This is a genomic window from Mesorhizobium sp. P160219, from assembly GCF_057786095.1.
Genome location: NZ_JBYNWG010000001.1, coordinates 2,097,430 through 2,112,398 on the forward strand (window position 1 = coordinate 2,097,430; position 14,969 = coordinate 2,112,398).

The 14,969-nt window shown below is 60.0% G+C and carries 11 protein-coding genes; 3 read left to right on the plus strand and 8 right to left on the minus strand.

Translation table 11 applies throughout. The features are described from left to right. Window positions 1-266: 266 nt before the first annotated feature. Window positions 267-1,913, minus strand: a complete 1,647-nt coding sequence (locus AC3EMP_RS10155; protein WP_352713080.1) for an MFS transporter — start codon at window positions 1,911-1,913, stop codon at window positions 267-269. 548 nt (window positions 1,914-2,461) lie between these two features. After that, a complete protein-coding gene (locus AC3EMP_RS10160; protein ID WP_023685532.1) occupies window positions 2,462-3,607 on the minus strand; it encodes a trans-sulfuration enzyme family protein in 1,146 nt (381 codons plus the stop codon). Window positions 3,608-3,695: 88 nt separating this feature from the next. Here AC3EMP_RS10160 and AC3EMP_RS10165 point away from each other — a divergent pair, with 88 nt between their 5' ends. Both AC3EMP_RS10165 and AC3EMP_RS10170 read left to right on the plus strand, forming a co-directional pair. Beyond that, a complete protein-coding gene (locus AC3EMP_RS10165; protein ID WP_023704120.1) occupies window positions 3,696-4,340 on the plus strand; it encodes a helix-turn-helix domain-containing protein in 645 nt (214 codons plus the stop codon). A gap of 49 nt (window positions 4,341-4,389) precedes the next feature. Continuing rightward, window positions 4,390-5,028 (plus strand): FMN-binding negative transcriptional regulator, encoded by a 639-nt coding sequence (locus AC3EMP_RS10170; RefSeq protein WP_352713083.1) that lies wholly within the window; start codon window positions 4,390-4,392, stop codon window positions 5,026-5,028. 642 nt (window positions 5,029-5,670) lie between these two features. Here the strand turns inward: AC3EMP_RS10170 and AC3EMP_RS10175 are convergent. From AC3EMP_RS10175 to AC3EMP_RS10190, 4 genes are all read right to left on the minus strand, one after another. Further along, the gene (locus AC3EMP_RS10175; protein WP_352713171.1) at window positions 5,671-7,734 is read right to left on the minus strand and encodes a carbamoyltransferase family protein; all 2,064 of its coding nucleotides are present in this window, start codon (window positions 7,732-7,734) and stop codon (window positions 5,671-5,673) included. 329 nt (window positions 7,735-8,063) lie between these two features. Continuing rightward, entirely contained in the window at window positions 8,064-8,516 is a 453-nt protein-coding gene (locus AC3EMP_RS10180; RefSeq protein WP_352713086.1) for a hypothetical protein, read from the minus strand. Between the two features lie 355 nt (window positions 8,517-8,871). Beyond that, entirely contained in the window at window positions 8,872-11,079 is a 2,208-nt protein-coding gene (locus AC3EMP_RS10185) for a xanthine dehydrogenase family protein molybdopterin-binding subunit (protein ID WP_352713089.1), read from the minus strand. A 3-nt stretch (window positions 11,080-11,082) separates the two neighbouring features. Beyond that, a complete protein-coding gene (locus AC3EMP_RS10190; RefSeq protein ID WP_023689394.1) occupies window positions 11,083-11,541 on the minus strand; it encodes a (2Fe-2S)-binding protein in 459 nt (152 codons plus the stop codon). A gap of 444 nt (window positions 11,542-11,985) precedes the next feature. Between AC3EMP_RS10190 and AC3EMP_RS10195 the strand changes: the two genes are divergently transcribed. Next, window positions 11,986-12,138, plus strand: coding sequence for a hypothetical protein (locus AC3EMP_RS10195; RefSeq protein ID WP_023704117.1), 153 nt, complete (start codon window positions 11,986-11,988; stop codon window positions 12,136-12,138). Between the two features lie 565 nt (window positions 12,139-12,703). On the opposite strand, the gene AC3EMP_RS10200 is transcribed toward AC3EMP_RS10195, so the two are convergent. Both AC3EMP_RS10200 and AC3EMP_RS10205 read right to left on the minus strand, forming a co-directional pair. Then, a complete protein-coding gene (locus AC3EMP_RS10200; protein WP_352713091.1) occupies window positions 12,704-13,606 on the minus strand; it encodes a dihydrodipicolinate synthase family protein in 903 nt (300 codons plus the stop codon). Window positions 13,607-13,658: 52 nt separating this feature from the next. Next, window positions 13,659-14,891, minus strand: coding sequence for a trans-sulfuration enzyme family protein (locus AC3EMP_RS10205; RefSeq protein ID WP_023697828.1), 1,233 nt, complete (start codon window positions 14,889-14,891; stop codon window positions 13,659-13,661). Between the last annotated feature and the right edge of the window lie 78 nt (window positions 14,892-14,969).

Genomic DNA, 14,969 nt, shown 5'->3' on the forward strand with positions numbered 1-14,969 from the left:
CTTCGCGGGAATCAGGTGACGTTGAACATCACCAGCCTGCCATGACCGCCCCCTCTCAGCGAATTTGCAGAACTCTCAGCACACTACCCTCAAGCCGATCTGGCGGCAGAGGGGGGGCGGGCTGAACATGGGACCCGTGATTGACATAATTGCCGCGCGAATCCTCATGCTCGCCTAACCGGCCGGAACGATTTGCAATCCGGGCAGGCTCGACAAATCAAGGAGTAGCTCGTTCCGTGTCCAAGCCCAGACAAGTCTTGGTTATCTCACGGGCGCGATACAAAAGGCACAGGCTGGACTTGGCTGCCGGGGGCGGGGCTTGTCGACCGCTCGATTGAAAGTGAGATGCGAGGCGGAGAATCACCCATGTGCAGAGCGGCAAGGCGCTCGCCTACATCCCTGTCATTCACCGTCAGCCGATGGTTTAGACGAAGATAGTCCGTCCATGTCGGCGTGCGGAATGTCTCGGTCCAAAGCGTCGACTTCTGAAGGTCGCGCTGGAGGGTCCAGTCCCGCGCACCGGCGCGGCTCTGAACGCGCCGCCTTTCGCGCATGCAGCTCAGAAATTCATCGATACTCTCCTCGGGTATCGAGTACTCCACCTTGATCACGATCGGACCGCTCCTGGGCTTCAAAGGGAGGGCCAGTTCTGGTGGCCTGAAGTCGACGGCCGCTTGATCCGATTCCTCCCATAGCCGCACTGGCAATAGCTTTCCCACAGCCGCGACCAGCAACAGTGCCGCTGCAGCACCTTCCAAAGCCCACGTCAGCGAATAGTACTGCGCGACAGCACCCCAGATCCAGCTGCCCGCTGCCATGCCGCCGTAGGTCAGGGCGTAATAGATGGACAGGGTCCGACCAACGACCCACCTTGGGCTTGCCAACTGCACACACACGTCGGTTCCGGTCCAGGTGACAACCCAGCCAGCGCCACCGATTGCAAGCGCGATCGCCGCCACAGCCACCGACGATGTGAGGGCCATCAAAAGGCAACACGTTGCGCAAGCAACGGATGCGAGCGTGATCAATCGGTTCTGGGACGTAATGCGTCTCAAGTAGCTGCTGCCAATGCCGGCTATGAAGGCGCCTGTGCCGAAGCCAGCCAATAGCACCCCGTAAACAATTGGCCCTCCCGCCAGCTGGTCGCGAACCAGGAGGGGGAGCAGAGCAAGGATCGAGATGCTTGACAGCCCGAACAGGGTTGCACGCACAATCGCCACTCTGATCTCTGAGGATATTGCCGTGAATCGCATGCCATCATGAATGGCCGTAGTCATCCGCTCGCGCGGAAGAGGCGAAAAGCGAACTTGCCACTTTGAGCGCAGAACAGCGCTCAACGGGACCAGGTCACTCAGCGCAGCGAGGGCGAAAGCCGTAAGGGGGCCTAGCAAAGCTAAGATTACACCGCCCAGCGCCGGTCCTATGCTCCGAACCACGTTGTAGCCCACCGACATCAGCGTCACTGCGGCGGGTATGTCGCGCTTTTCCAGGATATCGCCTACCGACGCGTGCCATGCTGGATCGTTCAAGGCAAAGCCGCATCCGGCCAAGAAACTCAGTCCCAGGATCAGCCATGGACTAACAAAGCCCAGTCCCACAGCGAGTGCCAGCGCCGTGGATGCCAGTGCGATAAGGCAGTGTCCGGCAAGCATCACGCCGCGGCGGCTGAAGCTGTCTGCAATGGCTCCAGCAAGGATCGACAAGAAGAACGCGGGCAGTGTCGATGCAGCCTGTACGAGCGCAACCATTAGATCGGAGGCTGAAATCGTCGCCATGAGCCAGCTTATAGCCACGCTCTGCACCAGCCAGCCAAGGCTGGATATCTGCGTGGCTGTCCAGATAGAACGAAAGACCGGGTTGTGAAGAGGGATCAGTGTGTTTGCCGCAAAGCGCGGAGGATCTTGACGCCGCATCACTTCTCTCCTCCACTGGGTGTCGTTCGTCCGCTCATTTGCTTACAGCGGTGCGCTCTGTGCACAGACTGCGTCACAACGAAGTTCCGAAATCGCGCTCGCAACAAGGACAATGTGACATCCATGGTGCTGATGCGCCTTGAGGTACCAACCTGGCCGTTAGCTGATGGGTCCCGCAGCCCGCTGGGTGCGATCAGTTCTGCCCTGCGACTCTTGGCTTTGGACGGTGCTAGCGCCCCGATGGCCGGCTTGTCAAACTGCCGTAGTGCCAGCACATCCATCCCATCTGTTGACCGCGATCTCCGACGAGGTCGAGCAGCAGTAGGTCAACGGCAAATCTGGGTATTTCCGCTATCCGGTCGAGCGCGTGGCCATCGTCCGGAAACCCGAAGACGTTCATCACCCAGGCGACCACCACGCCCGAGACAATGCGACACGGCGGTAGCGGTTCACCAGAGGACGTGCGTTCTACTCAGCAGGAACATTGTTCTGCCGATCGTCGGCTGCGCCAGCCGTCACCTAAAGCGGCGCCAGAGTTCTTGCACCCGTCATTGGACTCCCGCTTTGCAGGTTTCGCCTAGGGCCTGCATCAGGTCATCTATAATGTCCTGAGGATGTTCAAGCCCTACAGAAATTCGCAGCAATCCGCCTGGCGCTTTGGACTTCGCACCTTCAACGGATGCGCGATGCTCTATCAGAGAATGCGTCCCGCCAAGGCTTGTCGCCCGGACAACAATCTTCAGGCGGCCGGCCACGGCCATTGCAGCATCGGCTCCGCCCTCGACGATAAAGGATAGCATCGCTCCGTAATGGCTCATTTGCCGCGTAGCAAGATCGTGTCCCGGATCAGTTTGCAAACCAGGAAAGAGCACTTTTTCGACGCGCGGATGAGACGCCAGGGCCTCGGCCACTTTCTGGGCGCCTTCGCAATGGGCGCGCATGCGGACCGGCAATGTCTGCAGGCCCCGCAACGCCAGCCAACAGTCGAAGGGCGCTGCGACGCTGCCCTTGTGTTTCTGGACCATCCGCAATGGGCGACCGAGGGGTGACGCGTTTGGGACAATGACGACACCGGCCATCAAATCCGAGTGGCCGCCAATGTACTTTGTCGCCGAGTGCATCACCGCGTCTGCCCCGATTTCGAGTGGCAGTTGAAGCACTGGGGTGGCCCACGTATTGTCCACCACCGCCAAGGCGTCTGCCTCGTGCGCGATTGCGCAGATGGCCGCAATGTCGACAACGCGGATCATCGGGTTTGACGGCGTCTCGACCCAGACGAGGCCAGTCCGCTTCGATGTCACCGCGGCGCGCAAAGCGTCCAAATCGCGCATGTCGACGGGGGCAAAGTCGAAGCGAGACCCAATGTCGGTCTCTTCGATCAGCGAACGAATGCCGAAATACATGTCATCCGGCAGAACGATCCGACCCGCCGACGGATGGCTCTCGAAAACTGCAGCGATTGCGGCCATGCCCGAAGCGAAGGCGATGCCGTCTCCCCCTCCCTCAAGCGTCGCCATGGCCGCCTCGAACGCATTGCGTGTCGGATTTCCATCCCTTGTGTATTCGAAGCCGGACGGAAATGACCCGTTGGCGCCTCGTTCGAACGTCGTGCTGGTGTGCAGCGGCATGGATACGGCCCCCGTGGACGCGTCGACACCTCGGCCGCAGTGGATCGCCTTCGTCTCAAAACGCATCGGTTATTCCTTCCTAACGGGCAGTTGCAATTTCGTGCCGGTCATTATACTGACCGCAATACGTGAGCCGAGGACCCAAGTCAATATAATGACCAATGTTACGGAAGCGTTTGATGCCGAGCAAGCGCTTGGGCAAGCGATAGCAGCCCGGATCCGAGACTTGAGGCGTGACCAAAGCCTGACCCTGGATCGCCTGGCTAAACTAAGTGGCCTATCGAAGGGAACCGTGGTCGCGATGGAGCAGGGTAGGGCGAACCCCAGTATCGGCATACTGTGTCGGCTGGCGGCGGCGTTTTCGCTCTCGGTGGCCGATTTGTTGAACGAGCACCCTTCCACGGTGCGCCTTCCCATCGAGCGGACAGAGACCAGGAGGCTTTGGACGAGCGCCAAGGGAAGCTCTGCGCAACTGCATTCGTCGACCTCGGGACGCACGATGTTCGAACTGTGGAGCTGGGTCATGATGCCGGGCGATGTGTTTTCCGCGGACGCTCATAGTCCGGATACGCGCGAGCTGATCTCGGTCAGTCAGGGTGCCCTGAGCGTTGTGGTAGGTACCCACGTGGAAATTTTAAGCGAAGGCGAGAGTGCGCGGCTTGTCACTGACCAACCTCACTCATATGCGGCGGCATCTGATGTGCCCGCCCACTTCACGATGGCGGTGCTTGAGCGTGGTGGACACCGAAATCCGGGGCACTCGTCGACGGCAGCGAAGATTCAGGGGCACGTTCCGTAAGGCCCCGCCGATTACTAACAACCGCACATTCGCGACAGGAGATAAACCGTTGTACGTTCCGCCTCATTTTGCCGTCCCTGATCAGAATGCCGTGTTTGACCTTATCGAGAGACACCCGCTGGGTATCCTCGTCACCCAAAGCAAAGGCACGCTGGACGCGAACCACCTCCCTTTCGAGCTTGACCGCTCGAAGGGAGACAAGGGCGTTCTCAATTGCCATGTCGCTCGCAAGAACCCAGTCTGGGAGGAAGTCGCCAATGGCGATGAGGTTCTCGTAATCTTCCGTGAGGCCGACGCTTACATCTCGCCGAACTGGTATCCGAGCAAGCATGAATTCCACAAGCAGGTGCCGACCTGGAACTATCTCGTCGTCCATGCCCACGGACGCATCACTGTCCGGGATGATGAGCGGTATGTGCGCCGCAACGTGGCGAAGCTCACTCACATGCAAGAAGCCTCGCAGCCGGTCCCATGGAAGATGGGCGACGCGCCGAAGGACTTCATCGACACGATGGTCAGGGCAATCGTCGCCTTGGAGATCGAGATCACCGGCCTGGTTGGAAAATCAAAACTCAGCCAGAACAAAGAGTTGCGTGACATTCAGAACCCTGGCGAAATGCTGCGTGCCCAAGGGGCCATTGCGATGGGAGAAGCGATGCTCGCGGCTGCGGCGGTCAAATCCCAATAGCATGTGTCTTGTCCCGACAAAGCCGCTGGTGCCGGCTTCCCGACGGGTCACCTAGTCCGCCTTGACGCACGGCAATAGCGTTTGACGGCCTGAAGCGACGCTGTGGTCACCCTTGTGATGCTTTTCCACGCGCCTGGTCAGGCGACAGGATTGCTCCGTCGTGAGGACAGGCGGGAGTTTGCAGGTTGCGGTGGGCGGGTTCGTTTCCGGCGCCTGCGCCCGTCGTATGTCGCGAGTTGAGGAATGCGATCGAGGGCGATGTGCAGGATGCGCTGCGGGAACGTCGTCGGCTGGCACAGACGGACTTCCGATTTCACCTCGACCACCCGCGCAGCGGTTTTGAATGAGGCGCAAACGCACGCGTGTCGAATTGGGCGATTTCCCTTGGGCGCCGAGTTCGACCATGCGCGATGATGCGCTCGACGCAGCTCCAGCTGGCGGCGCCTTCAACGAACTCCTTGAACCTGCAGACCTTGCCCGAAAGCACTTCTCTTACGGGAGATGATTGGCTTTGTCGCCGAAGCGACTGATGGAGATGGTGGTGGGCGCCGCCGCGTAGGCGACGACCCCGTAATCACAGCGGGAGCTCGCAGGCGGGGTCGACAAAAACCCTTGATTGGCCGAGCTTGAGGTGCATCTCTATCAGGCTGATTGCCTATTGGGCTGGTCCAGCGTTTGATCGGACGCATGATCCATCCGACCAGCTTGTGAGGGATGCAACCGAACCAGGCGCTGCTCCCACAGTCTTCGCAGGCCCTCCATTAGAGCTGCATGCCTGGCCTGATCCGGCTCAATCATATTGAGGTGATCTCGCAACACGGCTTCGCCCTCGATCCGCATCAGTAGATTAAACAAGTCGTTTGAAATTCGCACACTGTCAATGCTGGAGTGGTTCGGAATAATCTCACAGACAGTCTCCTGATGATCTCGCGCTGTGTAAGCACGGGTTTGATGGAGGGAGACTGAGGGAGGCAATGAAATCGCAAGCGCAGTCCAATCCTGCAGCGTTGCAGCCCGTTTTTTAACCAGGAAGGGCCCGACCACAAGTCCATCCAGCTCTGTCGTCAAAAATGTGGCAATCGCGTCTGCAACCGTATCCACGATCGGTTCAGCATTGTTGTTAAAGGACGTATTGAGCAGAATTGGAGTGCCTGTCCGCTTCTTGAACTCATTGATGACCTCCCAGTAAGCGGGGTTGGCATCGCGCGATACTGTTTGCAGCCGAGCCGTACCGTCGACGTGCGTAATGGCACCCAACAAGGCGCGCTTTGAGTCACGCACGCGAACGACGAAATTCATGAATGGAAATTCGTGTTTACCGTCCGGGAGGTCGAAAAATTCGCTGGCATCCTCTTCCAGCACAGATGGTGCGAAAGGCCTATAGCCTTCGCGCTTCTTGACCATGGCATTGATCCGGTCCTTGTTTGCAGCGGGCCGAGGGTCGGCAAGAATGCTGCGGTTGCCCAGCGCACGTGGCCCAAACTCCGAACGACCCTGCACCCAGCCGATCACGGCGCCGTTGGTGATCCAGTGGGCTGCACTGCTCGCTACGTCATAAGAGCGTTCAACCTCGAGATGTCCGGACCATGCATTCAGTTCCTGTTCCACGGCGCGGTCGCTCCCGAGATCAGGACCCCAATAGACCTCCTGCAGTCGCTCACGCGGCGCGGGGCGGCCCATCTCGTTAGAGACTATCAGCGCAGCTCCCAATGCGCAGCCAGCGTCGTGAGACGCGGGTTGCACGAAGATGTCTTCGAAAAGCCCTGAATACAGCAGCTTGCCGTTCATCGTGCAGTTGTGGGCTACCCCTCCCGCCAGACACAACCGCTTCATGCCGGTGGCCTCACGGTGGTGCCGGAGAATGTGGAACACGATCCGCTCAAGCGCTTCCTGCAGTGACGCACTCACATCTCGATGCTGCTGGGTGAAAGGCATTCCCTTTCGCCTGATCTCGATGTTGCGGAGCAACGCCGGACCGATGCGGTCGAGGTGAACACGGTAGCCACCGTTGGCGGAGAGCTCGTAGAACTGCTCGAAGAGCTCGCGATAGGGAGCGGGGTCGCCATAGGGCGCGAGTCCCATTACCTTATACTCGTCGAACATGCCGTAGCCGAGACAGCGGATCGTCTCGAGATAAAACAGCCCAAGAGAATTGTCCTCCGGGAAAGCCTCGATTTGCGTAATTTCTGTGCCAGACCCTATCGCCACAAGGCCCGACAGGAAATCACCACAGCCATCAATCGCTAGAATGAGACTTTGTTCGAAGCCCGACATTGCAAAGGCGCTCACGGCGTGCGCCTGATGATGACCTACGAATGAAATACGCGAACTGTCCAACTTAGTGCCGAACTCACGCGCTAACAGGTTCTGCACCAACATTTTAGCATCCAACGGAGTGGAGAGAATGTCTGGTTGGGAAGCGGACATACCTTCAAGCATGGCGTTGGCGTAGGGCTCGCTGGCGTAGACCGCGACACGATCAATGTCGCTGAGCTGAACCCCGGCCGTCGAAAGACAGTATTGAATCGAACCACTTGGCAGCTTGTTCGAGTGCTTGATTCGATTGAGGCGTTCCTCTTCTACGGCGGCTATCACCTTTCCGTCTCGGACGAGCACCGCGGCGCCATCGTGCATAAAGGCGTTCGGACGCTCGAATCGGTTTTCATGGACTTGGTCAAGTCCGCCGCTGATTCCTAGGCACAGCATTTCTTTCTCCAGATAGTAACGGGAAGCCAAATTGGCTTACCTCGACTGTTTCCAACTAAATAGGCCGTGTTGTCGCCTGCAGCTGCGACTGCCCGTCAGGCATCAGCGGCATCGAAGAAAGCCTCATAAACGATCAATGAGATGCTTCGACTGTGAGGCCTACGGTGCCATCACGCCGAGAGCTTGGCTGGATCATCCAATCCTGAGCGGCTGCTGACATGTATCCGGCGATGTTGTTTTCATCGGCAGAACCAACTTGCGATGCCGCCTGTCTTGGGAAGGGCGGCCGTCGACGAATAACAGTACCGCCCCCGTGAACTGGCCCGATTTCATTCTCCGAAGCGACCATGGTCGCACCGCCCGACATTGTCGGCCAGTTGCAACTCACTTTCTCGGCACGACCTCCACTGCACGTCAGGGCGCATCGAAGATTTTCTCCTTTGGATTGTTCCTAAGGCAGCTTTCGTCACGCGATAGAGCAGCGTGTGATTGGTGCGTGAGGCTCTTTTTTGTCCATGCACGATTCCGGAAGACTGATGAAATCGATTGTTTTGATCAAAGTCATCCACGCTATGAATAACAGCCGCAGCACATGCGTTTTCAAAGCGCTTCAGGCTTCCCGGATGGCTACTCCGATGTGAAGCGCATGGCATTCCAAGCGCTCTGTCAACCAAACGATGAGTATCGGCGTCGACCCTCATTGCCTTCGTCTTCGCGACTCCGTGACAGCGGCTGGCATTGTGTTTGTAGAGCATCGGGCGAAGATCATGTCGATCGGCCATCTCGCCTGCCTATCGGCAAACCCTTGAACAATGATCCACGCACCAGCGCGATTGTGATCACGAGCGCCTCTGAGCTCGGGAGGTTCGGTTTTCTGAGGGCCTGGGTCTCCGAAGCGATGGAGGTAGCTAGCCTTCCTGGTGCTATACGGTTGTGCTCTTCATGGAGTGGACGCATTTCGTCTCGAAAGCGGTTCTTCAGTGGAACCGGCGCCAAGGCCCGTCTGTGGTCGTTCAGAACACGGGGTGCCGTCTCCAAACCGGATATTGGAGCGGGCAGCCGCCGGAATTTGACCCATGGAGATGAGCGCCTGTCAGGAGGCGTTTCGAAAACGGCGCGATCTTCATCGCGGCTGTTTCATGGTGTCATTCCTGACATGTTCTTTATAATCGGCAGCTTGCGGATAGTCTTGCCCGTCGCCGCCCGTAGCGCGTTGGCGACGGCCGGGCCGATAGGCGGCACACCTGGCTCACCAACTCCCGTGGGCGGCTCCTCGGACGGCACAATGTGCACCTCGACTCGCGGCATCTGCTCGATCCTGAGCGGTGTATAGGTATCGTAGTTCTCTTGGTCTACGACACCGCCATTCAGGGTCAGCTCCTCCTGGAGGATCGCGCCTAGCCCGAAGCCGATACCGCCCTCCATCTGAGCGCGAATCTGGTCAGGATTTATCGCGGTGCCGCAATCTACCGCGCAGACGACGCGGTCGACCTTGAAACCATTTTCATCGTTGAGGGTGATCTCCACCACATCGGCGACATAGGTCGAGAGGCTTTCATGCAGGGCCACGCCGCGGAAACGGCCTTCCGGCAGAGGCTTGTCCCAGCCTGCCTTCTCAGCAGCCACTTTAAGCACGGCGGCATGCCGTGGATGGTGACCGAGCATTGACAAGCGGAAGTCGACCGGATCACGGTTCGCAGCGGCGGCGAGCTCATCGATCAGGGTTTCCACCGCGTAAGCGGTGTGGGTGGAGCCTACCGAACGCCACCACAGCACCGGGATGTTCACGTCCGTGGTGGTCAGCTCGACCTTCAGGTTCGGGATCGCATAGGGCAGGTTGGTGGCGCCCTCTACGGAGGTTGGATCGATGCCGTTCTTGATCATCGCCGCAGAGGTCGAACCGCCCAAGACCGATTGGCCCACGATGTGGTCATGGAGAGCGACGACATTGCCTTTCTTGTCGAGCCCCGCCTTGACTGCATGCACATAGGCCGGCCGGTACCGCCCACCCCGCATGTCATTCTCGCGGGTCCACTGCACCTTCACTGGCTTGCCGCGTCCCAGTGCACGCGCTGTGGAAACAGCTTCGATAATGACATCTGCATCAAAGACCGCGCGGCGGCCGAAACTGCCGCCGGTCTTCATCACGTGCAGCCTCACCTTGTCCGGCGTGGTGCCGCCTACCTGAGCGGCAGCCGCCTGATAAAGGTCGGGCATCTGGTGTCCGCCCCAGACGTCGATGGTGCCGTCTTCGTTGATTCGGGCGGCCGCGTTGAGTGGCTCGATCGAAGCATGGACAAGATAGGGGAATTCGTAGTGCCCCTCGATGATTTTCTCAGCACTGGCGAACGCTGCGGGAGTGTTACCGTCGTCGCGCGCGGTGGCCGCGCCCAGATCGTCTGCTGCCTTGTTGTATTCGGCCATGATCTCGGCCGTGCCGCGCCCTTCGGCCTTCTCCTCGTTCCAGGTCACCTCCACGAGTTCGCGGCCCTTGAGCGCCGTCCAGGTGTCCCTGCCAACCACGGCAATGCCTCGCGGCGTCTGGACGACATCGACAATGCCGTCGAGTGCCTTCGCCTTGGTTGCGTCGAAGCTCTCGATCTCGGCGCCGAACTTCGGCGGATGGATCATAACGGCCGTCTGGAGTCCCTCCATCATGAGGTCGATCGTGTAGGTCTGCGCGCCGTTGGTCTTGCCCGCGGAATCGTAGCGCTTGAGGCTGTCCGATCCGATCTGGGCCCACTTGTCGCGCGGCTTTAGCGGCACGTCGTCCACCGGCATTCCCGCTGCGGCTTCAGCCAGGTCACCGTAGCGCGCCTGCATCCCTGAGGCGTGCGACACGACCCCGGAAGCGACTTTGATCTCGCCGGCTGGCACATCCCACCGCTGCGCCGCGGCCGCCACCAGCAAGGCCCGTGCGGCAGCACCCGCCTTGCGGTAGCGTTCCCACGACGAACTCATCGACGTGGAGCCACCGGTTGCCTGTGCGGCCCCGCCCCAGGCGAGATTGCCGTAGAGCGCGGTATTGCCATATCCGCCGACCACGTCCACCTGCGCCCAGTCGCCGTCGAGCTCTTCCATAACCAGGGTGGCGATGCCGAAATAGGAGCCTTGTCCCATCTCGAACTGCGAGGAGTAGATGATGATTCGGTTCTCCTTTGTGATCTCGACATAGGTCTGGAAGGGGTTCGCCTGAACCTTTGCAGTAGTCGTTTGTGCGATGTCGGACGCCGCCAGCACTAGCCGGTAGCCTACGGCGAGGCCAGCGGTGGTGACGCCCGCGCCGACGAGGAACCGGCGGCGCGTGGGCCGCACGGAGTTATGCTTCGAGAGAAACTGCGACATGCCTCAAGTCTCCAGCCGGTTGGCGGTCTCGTGGATGGCCGCGCGGATGCGATGATAGGTGGCGCAGCGGCAGAGGTTGCCGCTCATCGCCGAATCAATATCATCGTCCGTCGGCTTAGGCGTTTCTGTAAGGAGGGCCACGGCCGACATGATCTGGCCAGACTGGCAATAGCCGCATTGAGGTACGTCGAACTCGGCCCACACGGCCTGGACCGTTTCGCCTATCTTGCCCGACACACCCTCAATGGTGGTGATCGAGGCTCCTTCGATGTCGCCGACTGCGGTCTGGCACGAGCGCGTCGGCATGCCGTTAACGTGAACCGTGCAAGCGCCGCACTGGGCAAGCCCGCAACCGAATTTCGTTCCCGTGAGTCCGATGACGTCACGGACCGCCCAGAGCAGCGGCATCTCTGGATCGACATCGAGTGTTCGCGCCTCGCCATTGAGGGTAAAAGCGACCATTGCTTGCTCTCCTTGTCCTGAGCTGGCTATCTCGTTGAGCCTCCGCCCGCCTGGCAACCGAGCTCTTGTTGCTGAGGCCTAGCGACCACACCGTAGGAACGCGCAGCTCAAGCAACAAGCCGCTAGGTTGGCGAGTTACGAGATCGTGAAGTGGGTCGTGTCGAAAGGCTGGAGGCAACTGAATGTCATTTTTTGGGCGGACAGGCCGCTTTAGGCTGGGTTACACGAGACTGGACATTCGGGTCGTCGCGAACATCGACCGCTGGTCGGCCGCGTCCGGCAGGGCCCTGATTGGCTACACGAAATGAAATGGGACTACTATCGATGGGGGCCTACCTCGACCCGCAACCTCCACGACTGGACCCTCAGGTTTCCGGCTATCGTCCCGGGCGGTGGCCGAGCTCGGCGCCTCGGACGCGATAATAGACGGTGAGGCGTTCGTCGTTGACCAGAAGGCTTGTCGCGCATTTCCCAGTCTTCAGCGGGCTCTTGGCCGCGGCGGGAGACGTCAGGACCGTGCTTGCCGGCTTCGACCTGCTCAAGATCGACGGCGAGGGTCTTCGCGATCGGCCACTGTCGATCGGCGCAAAGCGCTAGTTAACCTGCTGAGACGCCGCCAAACGGCATCGTTCTGAGCGACGAGATCAGCGGCGGCAGCGACATTCTCGCGCAAGTCTCCCAGTTCGGCCTCGAGGGCATCGTCTCCAAGCTGCGTGTCAGTCCATATCGATCCGGCCGGCGCCAAGAATGGGTGAGACAAAATGCGCGCTGAGTGATGAGTTCATCGTCATCGGCTGCGAACCCGGCAACAGTTACGGCGGTCGGGAAGCGTGCTCTGGCGAATGTCGAGGACGGAAATCTGGTGTTCGCCGGCGGCATTAGCACCGGCTTCAATGCGCGCACCGGGCCGGAAGTAAAGCGCCGGCTCGATGCCATTCCAATGGATAAACCACCGATTCCTAGTTTGAAGGCGAACGGTGCGGCATGGGCGGAGTGCCCTGCGCAGTCTGTACCTCCGCAGTCGATTGTCGAGTTCGAAGGGGGTGTGATTGGCGTCGAGACCGCTCCAGCCATGGCTATCAGCACGCCGAGTGCGTTGTTTTCGATCAGTTCTCGAAATGAGCGGGTAAATACCTTTCACTTGCCGAACGGGGTTTGCTGTTCACCGGCTGGCATCCGATGGCAAACCTTTCAACGCGGCGGCGATCTGGCGCTTCGCTGCTGGGGGCAGAGGCAGGATGGGACGCGGGGGTTCGGCACTGCAAACGTCGAGCAATTCAGCGAGTGCATAGACGACGCGAAGGCTCGAGAACTCCTTGAAGAGGCTCCAGATCGGGACCAGCGCGGCATTGATCCGTCGCGCTTCGGCCGCATCGCCCTGTTGCGCCGCTGTGACGATCGTCATGCAGACCTCGGGCAGGATGCCCGCGAGGACGCTGTACCATGTGTCGGCGCCGGCGATCATGGCCTCGGCGGCGTTCCAGTCGCCGCTGTAACCAATCGAGAACCCTTCCGGCAGTGTGCGCCTCTGGGCGGTCAGGTGGTTCTTGATCGCATCGCTTTTGTCTGTCGGATTCTTGATGGCGACAATCCCAGCCACCTTTGCCAGGCGGCTGACAAGGGCTGGACTGAAATGGAAATGCGTCGTTCCTGGATTGTCGTAGACGACGATCGGCAGGCCACTTTCGCGCGCCACAGTGGAGAAATGATCGAACACCTCGTCATCAGTAAGCGGGGTGTAGGAGGCGGCGGCAAGCAAACCCGCAGCTGCTCCAAGGGCCTTGGCGTCTTGCGCGAGCCCCACGGCTTCATCGGTGCGCAGCGCGCCCACACCCACCACGACCGGCATTTGCCCCGCCGTTTGGTCCAAGGTCTCGGAGAGCGCCCGCCGCCGTTGCTCGCGCGACAGATAGATGTATGTGCCGGTGCTGCCGAGAAGACCGATGGAATCGACCTGAGCAATGCCAAGCCGAGCAATCAGCCTGCGCAAGGCAACGCTATCGACGCGGCCGTCACGATTGGTCGGGGTGATGAGGAACGCGGAAAGACCGCTCAGGAATGCCATGGCAAGGCTCCAGATCTATGTGTGAGCGCAGAGGTGGCCGCACGCCAGGTCATTACAAGACGTCCAAAGCCCGCCGCAGATCGGCGATCAGGTCATCAGCGTCTTCAAGCCCCACCGAGAGACGCATGAGATCCTCGCCGACTCCATCGGCCAAATGGGCATCCTTGCGGATCGGCTGCCGAGCACGGGTGAGGCTTGCTGGATGATAGATGAGGCTGTCGGCATCGCCGAGGCTGACGGCGCGAATGATCAGGTTGAGCCGGTCCATCATCCGGCGCGCTCCTTCGTATCCAGCGTGGAGGCCAAAGGCCAACATGCCCGATCCGTTGGACATCTGTTTTCGCGCCGTCACCTGATCAGGGTGCGAGTCGAGGAAGGGATAACTCACAAATGCCACCGCCGGGTGCGCTTCCAGCGCCCGAGCCACCGCAAGGGCTGTGGCGCTGTGCCGTTCCATACGCAGCGTCAGCGTCTTGAGACCGCGCAGGATCAGGAAAGCTGACATGGGCGAGAGCGCTGCGCCGGTGATGTAGCGCAGGCCCGTTTCATGCAGCGTACGGAGCGTTTGGGCGTCGCCGAGAAGCGCCCCGCCAAGGGCATCGCCATGACCATTGATGTACTTGGTCATCGAATGGAGCACGATGTCCGCCCCGTGCTCAAGCGGTCGCTGGAGCGCGGGCGAGGCGAAGGTGCTGTCGACTGCAACCCTTACACCGCGCGCGTGAGCGCGCTCGGCAATTGCCGCTATGTCGAGGATGCGGCTCAGCGGATTCACCGGCGTCTCGAAGAAAACCAGCCGCGTCCGCTCGGTGATCGCAGCATCGAGATTGTGGGGATTTGACAGATCGACCGCGACGACCTTGATGCCGAAGCGGGGGACCGCCTGTTCGACCATGGCAAGCGTGTTCGCATAAAGCGTCTTGTGGACGATGAGTTCATCGCCCTGGGACAGGAGCGACAGGATCAGAGTGCCGAAGGCCGCCATCCCCGAGGCAACAACCAGCCCCGCCTCGGCTCCTTCCAGATTCGCGAGCCGCTGCTCGAGGATCTCGGTCGTCGGATTGTATTCGCGCGCATAGAGCCTTCCACCAAGGGCGGCGGCGGCATCGTTTGCTGCCACGCTTTCGAACCCATAGGTTGACGTCAGGAACACTGGCGGCTGGACGGCATTGGAAAATCCGGCCGGATCGTAGCCATGATGGATCGCCCGGGTGGCAAATCCGGGGCTGGTGCGGTTGAGCGATCCCGTGGGAGCATCGGTTTCGGATTGATGGGAGCTGGTCATTCGGCCTCTGCGATCTCTCTTGGGGTTCCGAAAGATTGACGGCAACCTGGCCAATGTGAAATATCCAGTTGGCGATGA